A 17,976-nucleotide genomic window follows, 5' to 3' on the forward strand; every position below is an offset into this window, starting at 1 on the left:
CATAACCTCTGTAAGCGATTCTCCCCTACCCCTGCTATAGAAACCCAAAAGCCTAAGCTAATGAGCATTTAAGTTGCATAAATCCAAGGTTGAAGCCCTTACCACGAGCGAGTCAGTCTGGAAAAATGAATGACTATTAGCTTATCTCTGGCGATCGCACTCCCTACCCAATCTCCAATTCCTATTTTCCTCCTGGGCGATCGCCTCCCCACTTTTGGCACAACTTTTGAAGCCTCAAATTTTCACCACGAATGAAATCGCCTCATCTAATTGCCTCCCCGCCGCGCCCCCAAAACAAAAAAAGGTATCTGGGGAATGGGGAAAAAAGCACTCACTCCCGCCCCACAATCTCCTACAGTACCCTTTACTTTCATCATGGCTACTTTGCCTTGCATTGGGTGTTGGGCATTGGGGAATCAAGAGAGGGAGCGATCGCACTCACCACACACCCCACAATCGCCTATAGTTCCTTTAATCTCCTAACTTGGCTAATTTGCCCATTCACCACATTTACGCGGCTTATTTCTCATCCTGGGAGGAACTTAAAAGCGATCGCTATTCATCCCTCTGCCCTCTGCCTTCTGCCTTTTTCAAAAATTCTCGCGTGACCCCTAGTTGTACTCTCCAGGAAGATCAGTTTTTCTAACAGTAATGCTGCCAACTTTCTTACCTGACATTCTCAATAATTCATCACCTGAAAATTCAAAACCAAGCTTTAATGCTATTCGCGCAATATCATCTGCGGTTGGTGCTGCAAGTACCTCGTTTTTAAGTTCAGGTTCAGACTGCATTTTCTTTAAAAATGCTTCGATTTGCTCAAAAGCCATATTTAAAATTTGATCCTCGCTAGCTACTCGTAATATAAAGAAAAACAGCAGTATATTTTTTAAGACTAGCAGCACAAGGGTATCAAGATTCGGGGGAAAGATGATTATCGCGACGCGCTGCTCTTCATTTATCAGAATCTTGCTTATAAGAAATCACGTTCTGATAAGTAGTCATTATCTACTCCAGATCGGTTTTAGTTTCTCCCCACCTTAAAGCCTTCGCCACTAAGGAACTCTTCATTTACCAGCAACAGAATCTTATCTGTGTCCTTGCCCTTGTTGGCATAGCTGGCTGGATTGCTGGGGTCTTTCTTGTTCTCCATACCGAATTTTGCATTGTGGCTAATCACCTCATCTTTGTGAGCTTCGATCCAATCGCGTACCACCAAGCCGTTACAGCCGCTTAACTCTCTAAGTGCTTGGTTAGTCACAGCCAAGCGATCTGAGTCTCCAGTTGCTACCGTATCGTTGTACAAACAGATAGCTTGAAAAGACCTACGGATTTTTTCTACAGATGCTCCTGGCGCTTTACTCCCCCAAACCTCAGTATCAGTTTTGGCTTGCCAGTCTATCTCTTCCTTGATGGGTGCAACCTTGGCGGCGGGTGCTATTGCTATGCCTTGAGTCACCCTGTTTACCACTTCAATAACTTTCGCTTCTAACCAAGAATCTAACTCGGTAACGTTGAGAGTAACTGTTTGTGTTTGCTGTGGTGCGCTGGCTGACATTACTGCTTTCTCCTGTTGTAACTGTTGGTTAATTGTTTCTAATTGGTTATTAGTTTGCTCTAACTGGTTATTAGTTTCAGTTAACTGCTTAGTTTCTGCTTCTAACTGGGCAATTAATCGCTGTGATTCCTGTAACTGCTTGGCAACATCAACGCGGTTTTTGTGGTGTTCAATTAAGCGGCTAACTACTGATTGCTGGTTATGTAATTGCCATTCACTCTGTAATTCCTTGAGGTATTCAAAATCAGCAGGAATAGCACGAACTTGAACCAGTTTTTCTTTCTCTGGGGCATCTGGGAACCCTACAGGCTTGCTAACGTAGTAGTCGGCATAACCCAGAGTAGTTACTAAATTTTGCAAGTCTCGGTCAGTTGGGGCATCTTTAACAAAGTGACCAGCTAACCTAGCAGCATGTAGCATCTTAGAACCGATCGCCCCAGCACAATCACGCTCGGTAGCCAATGCTAAATATGCGGCTCTCAGTGCCTTGCAATTGTCTTGTTCTTCCCCGTGCCGGAAATTTAAAATGGGTTCTTTGTCTCCCTTGTCTCCAAAGTAGCCGCGCACGACCCGATTAAGGGAACCGTTGCGACGGCTGTCTATGGCGCGGTTTTGTGCTGCTAAATCAGTGGGGTTTTCGTTAGCTACTTCTGTCAAAAGGCTTTTAGTTAACGGTTCTTTTCTTAACCAGTTCAACCGCTCAATGACGTAACTAGCAGGGTAAAGGGTAGCGATGGGGAATACTGGCTTATCTCCCCGTTTCTTCCCTTGGCCAGTGAACATTACCTGATAGCTTTGACCCTCAACAGCCGCAAACCTAGCACGAGCGAGAATTTCATGGGGACGGCGGCCAGTGGCAGCAATTAACCCTACTGCTACCTCATGGAGGTCTTGGGATTCTAGCAATTTACCCGTTACCTCTAAATACTCGTCTGGGCTGATTTCCTGACCATTGTCTAGGCGTAAGCTTACCCGTGTGGTTTCGTTGCGTTCTTCCCAGTCTTTCTTATCCAGACCACACAGCAATAAAACATAGTGCTTTAACTCATAACCTGTTACGTTGCCTTGGGCATCATGCTTGGGTACAGAATCAGCGTTTTTCCCTTGCTCTAATGGGAGTGACTTGAATTTTTTATAGAAGCCAGACCGACTCAGCACAGTGCCTAAGCTTTTAATGCTGTAGTTAGTGTTGGTATTTATCCACTCGTTAAACTTCTCACAATGTGGCTTGATCTGTTCAAGGCTTTGCAAATCTTTGACGGCAACAAAGAGTTGATCTACTTGCTCCTGAACTGCTTTAGACATCTGACTGACTCCCCTTTATTTCTAAGCTGTTATTAACTTAACTAACAAGTTAGCCAATGTCAATAACCTGTAAGATTTTTCTAACAAGTTATTAACATTGTTTAACAGGTTAAGTTACGCTAATAACAGGTTGAAGAAACCACAGAAAAAGCGGGTTACTAACCCGCAGCTTAAAAATAAAAGGTATTCTTATGTTACTCACAATTGCTAAACCTCAACAATTCCAACCTACTAGCGACTACTTTGACGGAGAATTCGACGCGGCGATTGGATTACCACCCAAAAGCCAGGATGGAGACTACTGGCGGGGATATCTCGCCAAGGTAAACGAGACAGGTAACACACCGTTCTAAAACCCAAAGGGAGGCTAACAACCTCCCTTCATTTTGCTTACTTTGTCAATTTATCTTGTGGCTGTATCACGGAGTTAACTGGTTGATTTGTCAATCTGCCAGCGATCGCACCCACGGACAATAGCCCGATCATGCTGAAAATGATTAGCTTAATTGGCAAGTCGCTAATGCTAAAGACGTGTAGCGATCGCTTCTCAAATTCCCAGTTAAGCATCAGAAATTGCACTGGATTAAAATCAAACCACTCTTGACTTTTGATTAACTCAACATTGCATTGGCTAAATTTTTGATGTAATTCACCCTCTACATCTGCCATATCCTCTACATAAATAGTCTTGAGGATTTTCACGTTACAAGGTGGTTGATTCCTATGAAAGTTATCAAGTCGAGCTTCGGGATTACGAGATAACCCAATTTTGCAACGACGGAGGTAACAACCAGGAATTAGCCCGTGATAGCCCTCTGCTTCCATTAAATAGATAAATCCCGGCTCATGGTCATTTTTAGGCTGATATATAATTGTCGTAATATCATCCAAGTCCATATATTTATTTCCAAACTATTTTATTAGAAACTGTTATTTTTTTGCAGTTCAAACAGTAATATCTTTTATCCTTTCTTACGGTTAAATTTGTGTGACCACAGTGGGGACAATAAGGCTTTGTGTCACTTTGGTGGCTACCCCCTATAGTGGAAAATGACGCGGCAGACATCACCGTGTCAGTGCTTGCTATGCTTGGGTTTAAGGTATCGTGTGTCCATCTCGTGTCACTCGTGCCAGAGGACTTGGCAACCCTTGCCAGTCGCTTTGTCTCCTCTATCAATGAATAGTTGAAACTAACTTTATCGAGATTAGGTAAAAAATAAAGCTTAGGTGAACGAGAATCGACTACTAAGGCTACTCTCAATAATCTGGCATCGTCGGTAACTAGCTCATTCTTATGTTCGATGTATTCTTCGATAGCGTCTAAATTGCGAGTCAACTTAGCTAGGTTAGACTCGCTGTTTTTGCCCTTTCCGTAGGTATTTAGGTAATGTCTAATTTTGGAAATGCCAATGATAATTTCGGTAAAAAGTGACCGATCATCATTGGTAAAACCTGGGATTTGTTTGGTCATCACTGATTGACCCGACACAATCCAACCGATGTTATTGTGACCAAACTGTTTTAAAATCTTCTTAAGGTTTTCCCCTGCCTTGTATGGCTCACTGCAAGAATTCAGCGTGTTATCTAATTCATCCCATGCCCAAATTTGAAAGAAGTTAGCAGCGAATGTGGGGTTTTGAACTCGAAAATTTCCGTCGTCTAGGCAATCATCAAAGGATTTAATCGCGGCTGTGGTATCGCCATATTTAAGGAAATGCTCTAAAGGATAGTTGCTATCTTTGAGTGAAGCAACAGCACCAGGATAAGACACCGTAACCAGAGTGTGAGGTACTTTCTCACCCTTGCCAGTATTGCCGCGAGTGCATCCAGCTTTGAGGATTTCGCTAATCATTACCGCAGTGGTTGGGGTTTTACCAACGCCCGGATCTGCAATCAGCCGATAGCGGATTGGGTGACTGACTACATAGTTGATAAATTCGTCAGGAGTCCCAACCATCAGCTTAATTTCATCTGTTTTGATGGCTGGCCCCATACGGTAGCTGACCACAATACAATCGGTTATTTCCAGCTTGCGAACGCTTGTTATTTTGAATAGTCCCAGCTTTTTAGCCAGCGTGTCAGAATGCTTGCTGATTGCTTCTGCAATGGCTAAGGGATGCACAGAGCGGGAATAGCCATAACCAATGTCTACAACGCCGTCAGGCTTCACCTGAAAGCCTTTAACGCTCAAAGCCAACCTGATATCAGTAAACAAAGTACGCGCTATTTCGTTGGCAATTTTCCCGTTGATATCAAAGCCAAAGTCACCATACACGGGTTCTATTAAATCACCTGCCAATTGTTGCTGTAGCTGACCTACGCGCTCGTTTAGTAGCTCGATTTGCTCTATATAGTTTTGGCGCTCACTGGCGATCGCTTCCCCAACCTCATCTAAATTTTCGTTGTAGCTACTTGCCAAACTTTTGATAATCTCGGCTTTACTTTGATGACCATGCGCTACCTTCTCACCCCAGTTTTGCAACCTTCTGAATAGCTGCATAGCTTCAGAGGTAATAGAATCGTGTTCATGATAAATCTTTTCTAATTCCTGTGACTTGGCAAGTTGAAAGCGTTTGTTAGCCTCCGCTTCTACTTGAGTTTTAAAGTTCAATTCCCATTGCTCAGTCTCACTTTCCAGATATTCAATACGCTGGGTATCTTTTTGAGTCTGTGTAGATAATTGATTTAACTTGGCTTGCAGTTGAGCAATGAGAGCTGTGCTTTCTAGTTTGTTATGACCTAACGAGTTGATGGTATTTCTCGCTTCTTTGAGTTCATCTTTCAAAGATTCTAGCTGGCTAGTAACAGTGGCTAACCTTGACTTGCTCCTTTCAAAATCCCTGATGATTTTATGCAGCGTTTGACCTGCTTGTTCATTCTTACTTTCGGCATGGGTTAATAGTCTTTGTGATTTAGTATCCGCGACTAGATAAGTAATAAAACTTGCTGGCAACGCCCCTATCCCAAGCATAGAGATTAGTTTGGCTGTATCGTTGGTAAACCCTCCAGAAGCAAATGCCAAGCCAGTACAGAAGCCAAATACACCAAGTCCTAACCCGTGTATTGCTTTCATTGCTTCACCTCTATATAATCGCCTAACTGTGCCTTAAAGCTTGATAATTTCCCTTGAGACTCAACAGTTTTTAGCCGTGATTCCTCAGCTTTAATGGAGGCTTGCAACAGTTTTTGATTTAGTTCGTCTTTGCTATGAACGGAAATGCTTGTATCGGCAACCGTCTTCACTTGGTTGACATCTAAAACAACTGATTTTTGGGTAGTTACTTCTTTTTGATTAAGGTAATCCAAATAATTCCCCTTAACTTTCTCAATTTCAGTAGCTGCTTGAATGCCAGCACCAAAAGCCTTTGAGTGCTTACCAATAACAGTAAATTTCTCGCGTGTCAGGTCGAGCGCTGCCCCCGTAAGTTTCAATGCTCGTGTAGAACCTTCATAGATTTTCATACCTTTATCTAGCTGGCTTTGAGTTGCTTGTGTGAGAGTTTCGGGAGGATTTAACGGATCTGAAATATGGTATTGATTGGGCTGGAATGGTGGCATCATTCCCGGTATTAAATCCGGCGTGACGGTCAACAATCCAGGAATACGGCTATCTATAGGAATGGCGGTAGATGTGGTAGGTGTGGCAGATACGGAGTTAGTGCTAGATGGTGAGTTGACTTTACCTCTTGCCAGCTTTTCTGCTACAGCTTGAGCCGCTGCTTTTGTAGTGTCGATTTTAGCCATTGTTCAAAAATTTTCTAGTGTTTAGTAGGGATTGGTACTTAATTTCTAATTGCCTAAATGCTTTATCTATTTCGCTAAACTCAAGTGCTAATTCCTCATCTAAGTCATATTTCTTCAGGACTTTGTTTAGCTCTTTCTCATCCGTCTTTGCATTCTCAATTTGACTATTTAGTTCGTCCATATTGCTAATAAGAAATTGCAAAATTAAAAAAGCCAATCAGCGAACTTATCTGAATATGCGTCATGGCTTTGATATTTTTTAGCAAATTAGTTGAGCTTTGTGAGAGCTAGATATTCAACATCATCAATAGCCGCTAACACCTCATTTAGTGCTTGAACTGCGTCGCCTAACATCAAATCATTGTTAGTTGAAAAATATTCATGCTGTTGGATTTTCTGATAGTTAGCATCGCTCAAAACTACTTGTAAGGATGCTGAACAACCTCTCAGAATTGCTTTGATTTGTTCTGTATTCATGAGATAATTTTTCTGTAGTTTTCATCGGCGGAGACTGCATTCCATTTGCTATTCACAGGCGATCGCTTACTTTGTCCGAGACAGCGATTGCTTTGTATTGCCACCGAAAATCATTCTGTAAAACCTTCAAACCGAGATACTTCTAACTCAGCATTAGCAGCCGATTCCAAGTAGTTGAAATATTGCTTAACGTCACCAAGAGCTACATCACAATCAAAACGCAAGCCTTTAAACTGTGGATGCTGGCGAATTTGCCCAAGTAATTCCTGAGCTTGAGCAACTAGCTCTGGTAAGGAATTACCGCTCATATTTACCTCTGATTCAATGCCGGAAATTGTAAAAGTCATGGCGTTAGTACTCTTTCTAATAACCAGTTAACAAAGTCGAGGGGAGATAACAGGATGTTGATCGCTCTCACGCGATTAGCTTTTTTCCCAGTTCGGTGATGATGCCTTCAATTTCTTGGATCAGGTCAGTTTCATCTGGGGTAACTTCTGGCTTCTGCATTGCTTGGCCAGCCAAATCTCTAATCGCTCCCAAATATCCTTGCTTTTGATGTTGCCAGTGCTGATTGATACCTTCTGCTAGTTCCGCATCTCGCACAGCTAAGTTATTTAGAATCAGCTGGTTTTTGACTTGGGCGATCGCGTCTACTGCTGCTATCTCCTCAGATGCCTGCCTCGCTAGCTGGTCAATTAGCGTTAGTTGGGCGTTAGGTATTGGGTAGGGGGTAGGCGCTGCTAAATGTCGCTCTTGTTGGGGCAGGGAGAGGGTGTTTTGTGGCTGTTCTGTGGTTGGGTCTGATATTTGCTGTGGAGAAGTTTCGGCTAATTCTGTGGTGTTGCTAGCTACAGTTGACAATTTTGGCTGGAAGTGGGAGGCGATCGCTTCTAAATCCGCTTCTGAAACTGCCTTTACAGTATCAAAATCATCTGGGCGAACATGGCTTAAAGCCAGTCTCAAACCTTGTTCTGTGGTCATGTATTTTAAACAAGCATCATGAATGCTTACTGTGTCTTGTGTTGGCGCTGTGGTTCTCTTCCGTGCTGCCATGATTTACGCTCCCTTCTGTAATTTTTGGATTTGTTGGAATGCTTGCTGATAGCGGTATCTAGAAAAATCGTTGGGGTTTTTGGCGATATAACCTTTGACTCGTTCAGACCGTTGTAGCTGTGCCATTAATCGCCCTACTCTTCCCAAAATCCATGCTTGGTAGGGTGATAAAGGTGATTCCCGGTCGTAACTGCCATCGTGGGTTTTGGGGTAGGCATCTCTGAAACTGGGAATTCTCCAGAAGGCTAAATTCTCCCAAGTGACCAAAGTAGAACGGCTTACACCCAAAACCTCAGCTAAATATGTCTTGGTAGATGGAAAATCTAAAAATAAATCTAAATCTGTAGAGTGTTTGCTCCGTCTAGGTTTCATGGGTTTACTACAGTAATCAATGTGAATCAGATAGTAACTAGCTAGCAATCAGAAGAAGTACACATCACGATGTAGTACCTAAACGCTAAACCCCTTACTGTGTAAGTCGCTGGGGTACTCGTAGTACGCTAATTAGTGACTTGTTGTTGATCGATTAGCTATGGTGTTATGTTAAATCACAGGTGTTACACCTGTCAATAAATAAAAGTGAGTAAAACATTTGTCAATAATTCAGCCTATTTGTGTTAAGGGAGGATAATTATAGTTACTCGCTATAAAAACTGATAAGTGCTACACTATGCCTTCTAAAAAACCGACTATCACAATTCGTGTGACAGATGAAGAGTATAAAATTTTACAGACATGGGCAGATAAAGATTACAGAACAGTTCCTAGCCTAGTTTTGGCTTTAACCAAAAAAGCAATTGATGACTATACACAGCAGAATCATCAGGAAAAATCAGCATGACAGAAGCACAAATCCAAGACATTTACTCACGCCTGGATAGTCTTACATCTGAGGTCAATTCGCTCAAATTACTAACCGGCACGATAGGCACAAGCCAAGTAGCGATGCCTACGGCGAGCTATTCGGTTTCGCCAAAAGATTAAACGGGAGAATTTACAATGGTCAGCAGTCTTAAAGAACTAATTGATGAGCCAGAATTGGGTCATACCTCAGACCCAGAGGAAAGGTTTATCAGCAGTGGCGTGAGTTGGGAGAGCTATGAATCGCTACTAGTCAAACTAGAAAACAACTCTCATTACCGTGTTACTTATTTAGATGGAATATTAGAGATAGTGTCGCCATCAATCAGGCATGAAAAAATCAAAACGAATTTAGGGATGCTGTTAGAGCGTTTCTTTTACAGCAAGCGTATTCGTTTTGTACCTATGGGAAGTTCTACTTTTAGAAACAAAGCAAAAAAAGCAGGTGCCGAACCAGACGAATGTTACTGCATAGGTGAAGAGAAAAGTGTACCGGACTTAGCCATAGAAGTAGTTCTCACCAGTGGCAACATAAGTAAATTGGAAATCTACCGAAGATTAGGAGTTGCAGAAGTTTGGTTCTGGGAGAGAAACCAATTTAAGCTATACCACCTACGGGACAATTCCCAGACTGAGCTTGCCACCATTTACCCTGATACTTATGGCTATGAGCTTAGGGCAGCAAGCGAAATACTACCAGGATTAGACATTTCCTTGCTAGAGCAATGCATTACAATTTCAGATTCAATTCAGGCTGTTGATGAATTTGAACAGGGACTAAAAGCGGACAATGAGTAAAACAGATAGCGCCGCGATCGCTCAACTCTACGAGAGATTAGAGCGATTTGAGGCGAACACAAATAGAACCTTGTCCTGTCAGACAGTACTTTTAGAAGAAGTTTTACGGATACTCCGCGATGCAAAAGGCGGCAAGCTACGCAATGGCGGTACTGGTATATGAAGAGATTTCCAAAGTATGCGATCCCCTTACCAATAGTTTGTATTTTTGAGGACTACACAAAAGATATAAAATCTTAGCTTAATTCATCTAGAGTTCACAAAATAACTAGCAAAAAAAATGCTAGCTACACAGCCCTCAGCTTTTTGAGTGCGATCGCAGGGATTAGTCAATCAATCCACCACGGTAAGCAAAAGCAGCGCACAAAGAAACGTTTACGAGACGTTTCAGCCCCCAGACTCTGCAACCAGCAAGTCAGTTATATATTTATGTATTTCAAGCTTACCGACTAATCCCTACAATCTGCAAATTTAAAAGTTAAGGGGCTGTCCAAACCAACAAAGGACAACCCAATGAATAAACCCCTCACTTTTGACAGACAGGGGTTTGCGAATGAAAAGCCTAGTATTCTAACGCAAACTTTCCCCAACAATCAAGAATCTCGAATTTCGGAATTATCAAACCATATAAGCGATCGCCGAACTAGCACCAAATATTTAAAAGCGGGTTGCTGTGACGTTGCTCTAAGACCATGCCCCGACCCGGATTTACTGCGATCGCCTAACCTCAACTTAGAGGAGTCCTTTTACTTACAGCGATTAGTAAAGCAAGGCATGTTTAGTGGTCAGGTGGCCGCCGTACTTCTCCAAATTGAAGCCAAGGTTGGAGGGGTGGCAGTATGAATCACAAAGGATTCGGCAAGATAGCCTCACCCCAAAAATCACTAAATCTTGAACTAAGGCAGGTTTTTAGAAAATTCAACAAGCGAGGTAAGCTCAGAAGTACCCCTTGGGCTTTGCATGAAATCTCAAGACTTGAGTCCAGAGATGGAAAAGTCCATCAATTTGTTGTAGCCTCCAGCCAAAATGACATGGCGCAAGGCGATGCCTGCTCTGGGCGTAGCCATCACCATGATAGCGAAATTCAAGCACTGGGTAATTATCAAGGATTCAAAGAGCCATCCGCACCTTATACTTTGCCAGCCAGAGAAGATTTTGAAGCAAGCCACTGGCAAGAGTGGGGTGAGAGTGGGATTGACAGTGAGATAGCGGCACTTAACTTCAAATCGCTGTCAGGGAATGCCGCTTTTGATTACTTGCTCTACTCCGATAAAATCAGCCGCCGTAACGATGGGCGGCTACGCGATGGGGATATGCGGCGATATGCTCACCTCTCTAATGGTGGTTGGTGGTGTAGCGGAATAAATATTATCACTGGTGAAGATTCCGATTGGGGATGCTTCAAGCCCAACACGCCAAGAATAGATGAGGGTAACAGCAAGGCAATTAAGTATGAGCATCCCCCCAGAGTTGACACAGAAATTTTTGCCTTACGGATTCCCGCCCGGATCTGGGAATTAATTAGCCGCCGCTACGATGTGGCACTACCAGAAAATTACCAAAGTTTACCTTTTGGTGATTTTTGGCGATGGGTGAGAGAGAATACCCAAATTCCCGTTATCATCTGCGAGGGTGCTAAAAAAGCAGCTGCAATCTTATCTTGTGGTTACGTTGCGATCGGCATACCAGGGGTGTGGGGAGGCCGTCGCCAACCAAAGGATGAATACGGCGAAAATAACGGCGCACCATACCTGATCCCACAGTTAGCCGCTTATGCTCAATCAGGCAGGCGAATTTATTTCTGTTTCGATGCCGATGTGAAGCGCACCACGGTTAGAAGCGTGAATGGTGCGATCGCTAAAACTGCCAAGCTTTTATCTTTGCGTGGCTGTGAAGTCCGAGTAATGGGGTGGCATTTGGCATTAGGCAAAGGGATTGATGATGTACTAGCCGCTTACGGCCGCGACCAATTTGATACTATTTACTGCGATGCCCTGAAATTAGATGAGTGGAACACCAAGCAACTAAGGCGGCTCACATACACCCCAGATTTGAACTTAAATCAGCGTTACTTGGGTGAGTTGGCTATTCCTTTGGGTAAGCAGCTAATAGGCTTGAAATCGCCAAAGAACACAGGTAAAACTCACTTACTCCAGTGGCTAACTGACCCGATAATTCGCGCTGGTGAGAGGAGAGTGTTAGTAATTACCCATCGGGTGCAACTGGCAACCCAGCTTGTAAAAAAACTGGGATTACCTTTCATTACCGAAGTGAAGCAGACTGAGCAAGGCTCACATTTCGGAATGGGGTTAGTAATTGATAGCTTACATCCAAAAAGCCAAGCCAAATTTAACCCTGATGAGTGGAAAGGCTGCTGGTTGATTTTGGATGAAATCATGCAGCTAATCTGGCATTTGTTGAGCAGTTCGACTTGTCAGACAGATCGCGTAGCCATCATCAAAAACTTCAAACGCCTGCTACTGAATGTTGTTAATTACGGTGGGAAAATCTTCATTGCTGATGCTGACTTAAACGATATTGGCATTGACTTTATCAAAGGACTAATTGGGCAAGAGATTGACACTTTTCTCGTGGAAAATACATTTCAGTTTGTAGAGCCTTGGCAGGTAAATTTAGTACAGGGTAATAATCCAGCACAATTAGTAAAAATCCTTACCCAAAAACTAGAGAATGGGGATAAGTGTTTTGTTGCTTTGTCTGGACAACGGGCTAGTTCTAAATGGGGTTCTCGCAATTTGGAGGCGTACTATAAAAAACTGCTGCCACACCTGAGAATTTTACGAATTGATTCTAAAAGTACAACTACCATTGGTCATCCTGCTTTTGGTTGCACAGATGATTTAAACGAGGTGGTTAAAAACTATGATCTAGTTCTAACTACCTCGACCATTGAGACTGGAGTATCAATTGAAGAGAAACATTTTGATTATGTTTTTGGGATTTTTCAAGGCGTACAAACTACCGATGGTGTCAGACAGCATTTATCACGTTACCGCCCTCCAGTCCCTCGTTACATCTGGCTTAATCCAGTAGGCATCAATAGGGTAGGCAATGGCTCCAATAGTGTCAAGGCATTACTAGCAGGTGAGTACATCAAGAATAAAGCCAATATTAAAAAGCTCGTTGATTTGGGATTTGAGGAATCGATAGAAGGCAATTTTGAGAGCATTTGCATTAATACTTGGGCGAAGTTAGGGGCAATCATCAATGATGGGATGAATAGCTATGAATCGCAAATTATTAGTGATTTGAAATCTGAGGGACATATCATCTGTGAAGTCAGCGCAGATGAGTTACCCGAACCCGCAGAAGTAGAAACTACTAAGCAAGAGATTTACAAAAACTGCAAATCAGAATATGCGGGACACTGTGAAAACGTCACCGCATCTGAAAGCATTACAGATGAACAGTTTTTGAAACTAGATAAACAGAATTGCAAAACTGAGTCCGAACAGTTAAAACACAGAAAAGGTGAGATTGAAAGGCGTTATAACGTGACCGTTACTCCCGAATTAGTAGAGAAAGATGATCAAAACTGGTATTCTATAATTCGACTAGATTACTACCTTGGCGTGGGTAGGGAATTTCTACCGGATAGAGAAATAAACGTCATGTCTACCGCTTTAAAAAATGGCGGTGGAGATTATTTCATTCCCGATACTAATAAAAGCTTTATTGGGAAAAAAATTGATGCTTTAGACTGGATTGGGTACAAAGAGCTTCGAGAAACGGACGGATTGAGCAACAATCACCCATTAGCACAAGCAGTATTTGAGAAAGCAAAAACTCATCAGTCCGATTTGAGCTTAATTCTTGGCGCTAAGAGTAATATGTTTGCTCTTCTAAATACTCCCATGCAAGTCTGTCAAAAACTAGCGTCTCTTACTGGGTATAAATTCCCCCGATTGCGGCGAGAGGGAACACGAGGCAACCAAGTCTGGATTTACGGTGTCGCCGCGCCAGACTTCCAAAAAGATGATGAGGGGAATCTGGTTTTTGTCGATGGCCGCGCTGTTCCCGTTAGCGATCGCCGAGAGGAAGTTTTTACGGCATGGGTAGAGCGCGATATCCTAGCCAGAGAAAAAGCCGCCAAAGCCAAACTGGAGGCACAAGTACAAGCAACAATTCCCAATTGCCAATTGTCAGCACTTGCAGAAACCGAAATTAATACGCTGACTACATTACAAGAACAGTACGCAGAGCAAAAAACACAGACCCTAACAGAAGAAGTTGAGTCAATAGTCATCACTCATGACTCAGAAAGTCAGGTAATCATAGCTGAGTTACCAGTTGAAAATCATCAGCAGTCCACAGAAGCGGTAATTGAGAAACTACTAAAAATTTCTAATTGGGGAGAAGTTGCGGCGAACCAAGCCGAGATTGATCAAGTTTGGCCGCTACTTTCAGAAAACCAGCGTTCGCATCTCTGGCAACTTCATCAAAAATATCAGCAGCAATTGTCTTTAGAGGAATTGGCACAGCAGGCGATCGCTACACAAGCTGAAATTAAGGAAACGGGTTTTGGTTCCCACTTCCGAAGCTATGTTTTGAAAGCTGTCTTCAGGGGAATAGCGATCGCTCGGAAATGCTGGGGCGACAAGCAAGAATGCTCAATACCTTTAAATCAACTATTGCTAGCCAATTAAAATTGAATCAGAATAATGCACTGTTTACAGGTTTTTGAATTTTTGCGTACTCAAATATTCAAAAGTTTAAAAATGTAAGTATTTAAAAGCCTGAGCATAGCTGGTACAGTAATAACATTCGCAGAGGGTTAAGTTTTTGAGTACGCAAAAACTTAGACATTTAACAATTCAAGTTTTCAGCATTTGAAAAACTCAATATTTGAGATATCACCATGATTATCACAGTTGCATCCTTCAAGGGAGGGGTGGGGAAAACCACAACAGCAGTTCATTTAGCTACTTACTTACAAGCCTTTGGCGAGACACTTCTTATTGACGGCGACCCAAACCGTTCTGCTAGCGGTTGGTCAAAACGTGGCGCTCTGCCCTTCAAAGTGATTGATGAGCGGCAAGCTGCAAAGTATGCGAAGAATTACCAGCACATTATCATTGACACCCAAGCAAGACCGGAACAGGAAGATTTAGAAGCACTTGTGGAAGGATGTGATTTACTTGTGCTTCCCACTACCCCCGATGCTTTATCACTTGATGCCCTGATGCAGACTGTTACTACTCTCAATTCGTTAGGTGCTGATAAATTTCGCATCCTTATTACTCGCGTTCCACCTAAACCCCGGCGAGATGGAGAAGAAGCAAGGGCAATGTTAACTGAGGCTGGATTACCTCTATTTAAGAGTAGTGTCCGTGATGCAGTTGCCTTTCAAAAAGCCGCGTTAGCTGGTGTACCAGTTAACAAAATTTCTGACCCACGCGCCAAAATTGCTTGGCGAGATTATCAAAGCATCGGTCAGGAGGTGATGAAGTGAGCAAATTCAAAGGTATTTTGGATGCAGCAAAGGGTCGTGAACCTGAACCGGAGCCAGAAAATCAAAGCCAGGAAACAGAAATTCAATTGCCAGAAGTTCAACAACCTGAAAAGGTAGAACTCAAGCCAGTTGCCCAATTGCAAACCGAACCGCCAAAACGGGGACGACCCAAAGCCAAACGCTCTGACCCTGACTATGAGCAGGTAACTGCTTACATTAAAAGAAATACTCACACAGCAGTCAAAATTGAACTGTTAAAGTCCAGTCAGAATGGCGAAAAGCGGGAGTTTAGCGAACTTGTTCAAGATTTGCTAGAGCAATGGCTAAATTTGCGTACCTGAAATTTCAGATATTCAAAAACTTGAAAAGTTAAATTTTTAGATATTTGAGTTTTTAACTATGTGACTTAAAGGCGATGCCTACGGCGGTAAACTACGCAGTCCAGTAAAAGCTGAATGTGGCGATGCTTGTTGGCAAGCCACTGCGCGTCTATGTATGGCTTGCACTGCTTCTCAAAATCCTTATTGAAAAATCCATCTGGGAGGTACTGCCCCTCAATAATCTGTGTTATCAGCACAGCGCCTCAATGAGTCGGCTTCAGGTGGAAGGCGGAAGATGGAGGAATTGAACCCCCAGGTATTACCCTGCTCTAGTTTTCAAGACTAGTTGCCCTCCCTTGAGCAGCATCTTCCATATAAGGGGTGTCTGGCGGGACTTGAACCCGTTATGACTGGTTCCACAAAAGGGCGCCGCGACCGCTTTGGCTTCAGACACCAAGAGTGGATTCGGTGAGGCTTGAACTCACAACCTCCTGTGTGCAAAACAGGCGCTCTCCCAATTAGAGCTACGAACCCATGAGCAGGAGTGGTAGGGGTCGAACCTACATTGCTCGATTTAGAAGATCGATGCCTTATCCATTAGGCAACACTCCCATAAATTGGTAGCCCCGGCAGGGATTGAACCCGCGACTTCCTCTTTGTAAGAGAGGCACTCTCCCAACTGAGTTACAGGGCTAAGAAAGCGATCGACGAGATTTGAACTCGTACAAGCGAGTTTGGAAGACTCAAATGCTGCCATTACACCACAATCGCATTGAAGCTGGTGACAGGAGTTGAACCTGCAACCTACTGATTACAAATCAGTTGCTCTGCCAATTGAGCTACACCAGCATTTTGATAGTACCCCTGACAGGGCTTGAACCTGTAGAAAACCCGTTTTAAGCGGGTCATGTCTTCCAATTGCATCACAGGGGCAAGGTGGGTCGCCAGAGACTCGAACTCTGATCACTCCGCTTAAAAGGCGGGAACTCTAGCCATTGAGCTAACGACCCACGAATCCGAGTGGTAGGATTTGAACCTACGACCGCCTGTTCCCAAAACAGGAGTGCTGCCAAGCTACACCACACCCGGATAATACTGCCCTGCCAGGATTTGAACCTGGAATCTCCTCGTTCAAAGCGAGGGATGTTGCCAGTTACACCACAGGGCAATAATTGGCTGCCGAGGTTGGAGTTGAACCAACATCTCTATGATTCAGAGACGAGCGCGACTTTCCCAGTCGTCCACTCGGCAATGAATGGCTGCCCCAGTAGGACTTGAACCTACAACCCCCGCGTTAACAGCGCGTTGCTCTGCCATTGAGCTATGGGGCAATGTGCCAGTCCCCCAGGTCAGTATCGAACTGACGACCTCCTGTTCTTCAAACAGGCGCTACTACCAACTGAGCTACCAGGGGGTAAGGCGAGAACGGAAGGACTTGAACCTTCACTTTTCAGTTTCGTAGACTGATGTGTTATCCAGTTACACCACGTTCTCATAAGGCGGAGAGAGAGGGAGTTGAACCCACAGTGAGATGATGAATCTCACAACTGTTTAGCAAACAGCTTGCCCTGCCAATAGCAATCTCTCCATAATGGGCCGGGCTGGAATTGAACCAGCAACGCAAACGCGGCGGTTTTACAGACCGTTACCTACACCAATAGGTGAGCCGACCCAAAAGGTAGTGCAGACGGGACTTGAACCCGCTAATTACACGCTTGAAAGACGTGCCGCTCGGCCACTTCGCTTCTGCACCATGTATGCCATGTAAGTTGAAAAAGCTGTTGATTCACACACAGGAATTGAACCTGCATAGACTGTTTAAGAGACAGTTGCCTTACCATTCGGCTAGTATGTAAGCTTTTTCGATTAGGACACGGCAACGCACAGACTAGGACTTGAACCCAGAACAACAGTTTTGGAGAGTGTGGTGTTGCCATTACACCATCTGTGCATTTGGTAGCAGTGGCGAGAGTCGAACTCGCATATACCAAGTTATGAGCTTGGGGCTTTGCCGTTAAGCTACACTGCAACGTTTGGAGTCCAGGGCGAGAATTGAACTCGCACAGTCGGTTTTGCAGACCAACACCCTACCATTAGGCGACCTGGACATACTACGAGGACGACAGGAATCGAACCTGTGACCACTTGCCTCGGAAACAAGCGCTCTTTCCGACTGAGTTACATCCTCATTTGGAAGCCTTGACGGGAGTTGCACCCGCTTCTCCTTGACTGAGAATCAAAGCGACTTGTCTATTTGTCCACAAGGCTACACGGGGATGATGAGATTTGAACTCACGATCTTTCGCACGAATACAGCGACTGCTTTAAACCGGACTAAGCTACACCCCCACGTTGGATGGCAATTATTTAGTTTTCATGGTTCAGAAGTG

At 43.7% G+C, this 17,976-nt stretch carries 21 protein-coding genes and 23 tRNA genes; 10 read left to right on the forward strand and 34 right to left on the reverse strand.

The genetic code is table 11. The features are described 5' to 3' along the window. Nucleotides 1-129 precede the first annotated feature (129 nt). The gene (locus tag ACFE93_RS24900; protein WP_375477249.1) at nucleotides 130-255 is read left to right on the forward strand and encodes a hypothetical protein; all 126 of its coding nucleotides are present in this window, start codon (nucleotides 130-132) and stop codon (nucleotides 253-255) included. Between the two features lie 11 nt (nucleotides 256-266). Here the strand turns inward: ACFE93_RS24900 and ACFE93_RS24905 are convergent, their stop codons facing one another. The 3 genes from ACFE93_RS24905 to ACFE93_RS24915 form a co-directional block, all read right to left on the reverse strand. Continuing rightward, entirely contained in the window at nucleotides 267-395 is a 129-nt protein-coding gene (locus tag ACFE93_RS24905) for a hypothetical protein (protein ID WP_375477251.1), read from the reverse strand. A 216-nt stretch (nucleotides 396-611) separates the two neighbouring features. Next, complete coding sequence (locus tag ACFE93_RS24910; protein WP_206758391.1) at nucleotides 612-902, reverse strand: Nif11-like leader peptide family natural product precursor; 291 nt, start codon at nucleotides 900-902, stop codon at nucleotides 612-614. 119 nt (nucleotides 903-1,021) lie between these two features. Next, complete coding sequence (locus ACFE93_RS24915) at nucleotides 1,022-2,860, reverse strand: protelomerase family protein (protein WP_375477252.1); 1,839 nt, start codon at nucleotides 2,858-2,860, stop codon at nucleotides 1,022-1,024. A 191-nt stretch (nucleotides 2,861-3,051) separates the two neighbouring features. Between ACFE93_RS24915 and ACFE93_RS24920 the strand changes: the two genes are divergently transcribed. Next, nucleotides 3,052-3,213 carry a hypothetical protein gene (locus ACFE93_RS24920; RefSeq protein ID WP_176726887.1) on the forward strand — a complete coding sequence of 54 codons (162 nt, stop codon included), beginning with the start codon at nucleotides 3,052-3,054 and terminating at the stop codon, nucleotides 3,211-3,213. 37 nt (nucleotides 3,214-3,250) lie between these two features. On the opposite strand, the gene ACFE93_RS24925 is transcribed toward ACFE93_RS24920, so the two are convergent. The 8 genes from ACFE93_RS24925 to ACFE93_RS24960 form a co-directional block, all read right to left on the reverse strand. Beyond that, nucleotides 3,251-3,757: a GIY-YIG nuclease family protein gene (locus ACFE93_RS24925; RefSeq protein WP_375477254.1), complete on the reverse strand. Its 507-nt coding sequence runs from the start codon at nucleotides 3,755-3,757 to the stop codon at nucleotides 3,251-3,253. A 4-nt stretch (nucleotides 3,758-3,761) separates the two neighbouring features. Further along, entirely contained in the window at nucleotides 3,762-5,933 is a 2,172-nt protein-coding gene (locus ACFE93_RS24930) for a hypothetical protein (protein ID WP_375477256.1), read from the reverse strand. After that, the gene (locus ACFE93_RS24935; protein ID WP_375477258.1) at nucleotides 5,930-6,604 is read right to left on the reverse strand and encodes a hypothetical protein; all 675 of its coding nucleotides are present in this window, start codon (nucleotides 6,602-6,604) and stop codon (nucleotides 5,930-5,932) included. The genes ACFE93_RS24930 and ACFE93_RS24935 overlap by 4 nt, the downstream gene beginning before the upstream one ends. Next, the gene (locus ACFE93_RS24940) at nucleotides 6,597-6,785 is read right to left on the reverse strand and encodes a hypothetical protein (RefSeq protein ID WP_228038511.1); all 189 of its coding nucleotides are present in this window, start codon (nucleotides 6,783-6,785) and stop codon (nucleotides 6,597-6,599) included. The genes ACFE93_RS24935 and ACFE93_RS24940 overlap by 8 nt, the downstream gene beginning before the upstream one ends. A gap of 86 nt (nucleotides 6,786-6,871) precedes the next feature. Beyond that, entirely contained in the window at nucleotides 6,872-7,081 is a 210-nt protein-coding gene (locus tag ACFE93_RS24945) for a hypothetical protein (protein ID WP_190898865.1), read from the reverse strand. 110 nt (nucleotides 7,082-7,191) lie between these two features. Then, nucleotides 7,192-7,428, reverse strand: a complete 237-nt coding sequence (locus ACFE93_RS24950; RefSeq protein ID WP_242059342.1) for a hypothetical protein — start codon at nucleotides 7,426-7,428, stop codon at nucleotides 7,192-7,194. 67 nt (nucleotides 7,429-7,495) lie between these two features. Next, on the reverse strand, nucleotides 7,496-8,134 hold the full coding sequence (locus tag ACFE93_RS24955) for a hypothetical protein (protein WP_375477261.1): 639 nt from the start codon (nucleotides 8,132-8,134) through the stop codon (nucleotides 7,496-7,498). A 3-nt stretch (nucleotides 8,135-8,137) separates the two neighbouring features. Further along, nucleotides 8,138-8,506: a hypothetical protein gene (locus tag ACFE93_RS24960; RefSeq protein ID WP_375477263.1), complete on the reverse strand. Its 369-nt coding sequence runs from the start codon at nucleotides 8,504-8,506 to the stop codon at nucleotides 8,138-8,140. Between the two features lie 298 nt (nucleotides 8,507-8,804). Here ACFE93_RS24960 and ACFE93_RS24965 point away from each other — a divergent pair, with 298 nt between their 5' ends. The 8 genes from ACFE93_RS24965 to ACFE93_RS25000 all read left to right on the forward strand — a co-directional run bounded on the left by ACFE93_RS24965 (nucleotide 8,805) and on the right by ACFE93_RS25000 (nucleotide 15,607). Further along, on the forward strand, nucleotides 8,805-8,975 hold the full coding sequence (locus ACFE93_RS24965) for a hypothetical protein (protein ID WP_229491299.1): 171 nt from the start codon (nucleotides 8,805-8,807) through the stop codon (nucleotides 8,973-8,975). Beyond that, on the forward strand, nucleotides 8,972-9,118 hold the full coding sequence (locus ACFE93_RS24970) for a hypothetical protein (RefSeq protein WP_375477265.1): 147 nt from the start codon (nucleotides 8,972-8,974) through the stop codon (nucleotides 9,116-9,118). Before ACFE93_RS24965 ends, ACFE93_RS24970 begins: the two co-directional genes overlap by 4 nt. Nucleotides 9,119-9,133: 15 nt before the next feature. Then, entirely contained in the window at nucleotides 9,134-9,793 is a 660-nt protein-coding gene (locus ACFE93_RS24975; RefSeq protein WP_375477267.1) for a Uma2 family endonuclease, read from the forward strand. Beyond that, nucleotides 9,786-9,956 carry a hypothetical protein gene (locus ACFE93_RS24980; RefSeq protein WP_375477269.1) on the forward strand — a complete coding sequence of 57 codons (171 nt, stop codon included), beginning with the start codon at nucleotides 9,786-9,788 and terminating at the stop codon, nucleotides 9,954-9,956. Before ACFE93_RS24975 ends, ACFE93_RS24980 begins: the two co-directional genes overlap by 8 nt. Before the next feature lie 350 nt (nucleotides 9,957-10,306). Beyond that, nucleotides 10,307-10,636 (forward strand): hypothetical protein, encoded by a 330-nt coding sequence (locus ACFE93_RS24985; protein ID WP_190898875.1) that lies wholly within the window; start codon nucleotides 10,307-10,309, stop codon nucleotides 10,634-10,636. After that, nucleotides 10,633-14,460 (forward strand): plasmid replication protein, CyRepA1 family, encoded by a 3,828-nt coding sequence (locus tag ACFE93_RS24990; RefSeq protein ID WP_375477272.1) that lies wholly within the window; start codon nucleotides 10,633-10,635, stop codon nucleotides 14,458-14,460. Before ACFE93_RS24985 ends, ACFE93_RS24990 begins: the two co-directional genes overlap by 4 nt. A gap of 212 nt (nucleotides 14,461-14,672) precedes the next feature. Beyond that, nucleotides 14,673-15,266, forward strand: a complete 594-nt coding sequence (locus ACFE93_RS24995; RefSeq protein WP_375477274.1) for a ParA family protein — start codon at nucleotides 14,673-14,675, stop codon at nucleotides 15,264-15,266. Next, on the forward strand, nucleotides 15,263-15,607 hold the full coding sequence (locus tag ACFE93_RS25000; RefSeq protein WP_104900300.1) for a hypothetical protein: 345 nt from the start codon (nucleotides 15,263-15,265) through the stop codon (nucleotides 15,605-15,607). The genes ACFE93_RS24995 and ACFE93_RS25000 overlap by 4 nt, the downstream gene beginning before the upstream one ends. Before the next feature lie 268 nt (nucleotides 15,608-15,875). Here ACFE93_RS25000 and ACFE93_RS25005 read toward each other — a convergent pair. The 23 genes from ACFE93_RS25005 to ACFE93_RS25115 all read right to left on the reverse strand — a co-directional run bounded on the left by ACFE93_RS25005 (nucleotide 15,876) and on the right by ACFE93_RS25115 (nucleotide 17,935). After that, nucleotides 15,876-15,958: transfer RNA gene (locus ACFE93_RS25005), tRNA-Ser, on the reverse strand. Nucleotides 15,959-16,046: 88 nt separating this feature from the next. Further along, nucleotides 16,047-16,120, reverse strand: a tRNA-Ala gene (locus ACFE93_RS25010). Between the two features lie 5 nt (nucleotides 16,121-16,125). Then, nucleotides 16,126-16,198: transfer RNA gene (locus tag ACFE93_RS25015), tRNA-Arg, on the reverse strand. 6 nt (nucleotides 16,199-16,204) lie between these two features. Next, nucleotides 16,205-16,280, reverse strand: a tRNA-Val gene (locus tag ACFE93_RS25020). A gap of 5 nt (nucleotides 16,281-16,285) precedes the next feature. Then, nucleotides 16,286-16,357 (reverse strand) — tRNA-Gly (locus ACFE93_RS25025). 5 nt (nucleotides 16,358-16,362) lie between these two features. Continuing rightward, nucleotides 16,363-16,435, reverse strand: a tRNA-Thr gene (locus ACFE93_RS25030). Between the two features lie 10 nt (nucleotides 16,436-16,445). After that, a tRNA-Leu gene (locus ACFE93_RS25035) sits at nucleotides 16,446-16,519 on the reverse strand. A gap of 4 nt (nucleotides 16,520-16,523) precedes the next feature. After that, a tRNA-Lys gene (locus ACFE93_RS25040) sits at nucleotides 16,524-16,596 on the reverse strand. Nucleotides 16,597-16,601: 5 nt separating this feature from the next. Further along, nucleotides 16,602-16,675, reverse strand: a tRNA-Pro gene (locus ACFE93_RS25045). A 6-nt stretch (nucleotides 16,676-16,681) separates the two neighbouring features. Continuing rightward, nucleotides 16,682-16,754, reverse strand: a tRNA-Gln gene (locus tag ACFE93_RS25050). A 5-nt stretch (nucleotides 16,755-16,759) separates the two neighbouring features. Beyond that, a tRNA-Gln gene (locus ACFE93_RS25055) sits at nucleotides 16,760-16,837 on the reverse strand. 5 nt (nucleotides 16,838-16,842) lie between these two features. Next, a tRNA-Asn gene (locus ACFE93_RS25060) sits at nucleotides 16,843-16,917 on the reverse strand. Nucleotides 16,918-16,926: 9 nt separating this feature from the next. Next, nucleotides 16,927-17,000 (reverse strand) — tRNA-Phe (locus ACFE93_RS25065). Nucleotides 17,001-17,006: 6 nt separating this feature from the next. Then, nucleotides 17,007-17,080, reverse strand: a tRNA-Arg gene (locus ACFE93_RS25070). A 6-nt stretch (nucleotides 17,081-17,086) separates the two neighbouring features. Beyond that, a tRNA-Ser gene (locus ACFE93_RS25075) sits at nucleotides 17,087-17,174 on the reverse strand. A 4-nt stretch (nucleotides 17,175-17,178) separates the two neighbouring features. Next, a tRNA-Tyr gene (locus ACFE93_RS25080) sits at nucleotides 17,179-17,259 on the reverse strand. A 6-nt stretch (nucleotides 17,260-17,265) separates the two neighbouring features. Beyond that, a tRNA-Glu gene (locus ACFE93_RS25085) sits at nucleotides 17,266-17,339 on the reverse strand. Nucleotides 17,340-17,373: 34 nt separating this feature from the next. After that, nucleotides 17,374-17,441: transfer RNA gene (locus ACFE93_RS25090), tRNA-Lys, on the reverse strand. A 25-nt stretch (nucleotides 17,442-17,466) separates the two neighbouring features. Further along, nucleotides 17,467-17,537: transfer RNA gene (locus ACFE93_RS25095), tRNA-Trp, on the reverse strand. Between the two features lie 3 nt (nucleotides 17,538-17,540). After that, a tRNA-Ile gene (locus ACFE93_RS25100) sits at nucleotides 17,541-17,615 on the reverse strand. 5 nt (nucleotides 17,616-17,620) lie between these two features. Further along, nucleotides 17,621-17,694, reverse strand: a tRNA-Cys gene (locus ACFE93_RS25105). A gap of 6 nt (nucleotides 17,695-17,700) precedes the next feature. Then, nucleotides 17,701-17,774 (reverse strand) — tRNA-Arg (locus ACFE93_RS25110). Nucleotides 17,775-17,857: 83 nt separating this feature from the next. Beyond that, nucleotides 17,858-17,935, reverse strand: a tRNA-Tyr gene (locus ACFE93_RS25115). Nucleotides 17,936-17,976 lie beyond the last annotated feature (41 nt).

This window comes from uncultured Nostoc sp. (assembly GCF_964247315.1).
GTDB lineage: Bacteria > Cyanobacteriota > Cyanobacteriia > Cyanobacteriales > Nostocaceae > Nostoc.

Coding starts and splice junctions, on each gene's coding strand:
- ACFE93_RS24900 (WP_375477249.1), top strand. CDS start 130: ATGACTATTAGCTTATCTCTGGCGATCGCACTCCCTACCCAATCTCCA.
- ACFE93_RS24905 (WP_375477251.1), bottom strand. CDS start 395: ATGCAAGGCAAAGTAGCCATGATGAAAGTAAAGGGTACTGTAGGAGAT.
- ACFE93_RS24915 (WP_375477252.1), bottom strand. CDS start 2,860: ATGTCTAAAGCAGTTCAGGAGCAAGTAGATCAACTCTTTGTTGCCGTC.
- ACFE93_RS24920 (WP_176726887.1), top strand. CDS start 3,052: ATGTTACTCACAATTGCTAAACCTCAACAATTCCAACCTACTAGCGAC.
- ACFE93_RS24925 (WP_375477254.1), bottom strand. CDS start 3,757: ATGGACTTGGATGATATTACGACAATTATATATCAGCCTAAAAATGAC.
- ACFE93_RS24930 (WP_375477256.1), bottom strand. CDS start 5,933: ATGAAAGCAATACACGGGTTAGGACTTGGTGTATTTGGCTTCTGTACT.
- ACFE93_RS24935 (WP_375477258.1), bottom strand. CDS start 6,604: ATGGCTAAAATCGACACTACAAAAGCAGCGGCTCAAGCTGTAGCAGAA.
- ACFE93_RS24940 (WP_228038511.1), bottom strand. CDS start 6,785: ATGGACGAACTAAATAGTCAAATTGAGAATGCAAAGACGGATGAGAAA.
- ACFE93_RS24945 (WP_190898865.1), bottom strand. CDS start 7,081: ATGAATACAGAACAAATCAAAGCAATTCTGAGAGGTTGTTCAGCATCC.
- ACFE93_RS24950 (WP_242059342.1), bottom strand. CDS start 7,428: ATGACTTTTACAATTTCCGGCATTGAATCAGAGGTAAATATGAGCGGT.
- ACFE93_RS24955 (WP_375477261.1), bottom strand. CDS start 8,134: ATGGCAGCACGGAAGAGAACCACAGCGCCAACACAAGACACAGTAAGC.
- ACFE93_RS24960 (WP_375477263.1), bottom strand. CDS start 8,506: ATGAAACCTAGACGGAGCAAACACTCTACAGATTTAGATTTATTTTTA.
- ACFE93_RS24965 (WP_229491299.1), top strand. CDS start 8,805: ATGCCTTCTAAAAAACCGACTATCACAATTCGTGTGACAGATGAAGAG.
- ACFE93_RS24970 (WP_375477265.1), top strand. CDS start 8,972: ATGACAGAAGCACAAATCCAAGACATTTACTCACGCCTGGATAGTCTT.
- ACFE93_RS24975 (WP_375477267.1), top strand. CDS start 9,134: ATGGTCAGCAGTCTTAAAGAACTAATTGATGAGCCAGAATTGGGTCAT.
- ACFE93_RS24980 (WP_375477269.1), top strand. CDS start 9,786: ATGAGTAAAACAGATAGCGCCGCGATCGCTCAACTCTACGAGAGATTA.
- ACFE93_RS24985 (WP_190898875.1), top strand. CDS start 10,307: ATGAATAAACCCCTCACTTTTGACAGACAGGGGTTTGCGAATGAAAAG.
- ACFE93_RS24990 (WP_375477272.1), top strand. CDS start 10,633: ATGAATCACAAAGGATTCGGCAAGATAGCCTCACCCCAAAAATCACTA.
- ACFE93_RS24995 (WP_375477274.1), top strand. CDS start 14,673: ATGATTATCACAGTTGCATCCTTCAAGGGAGGGGTGGGGAAAACCACA.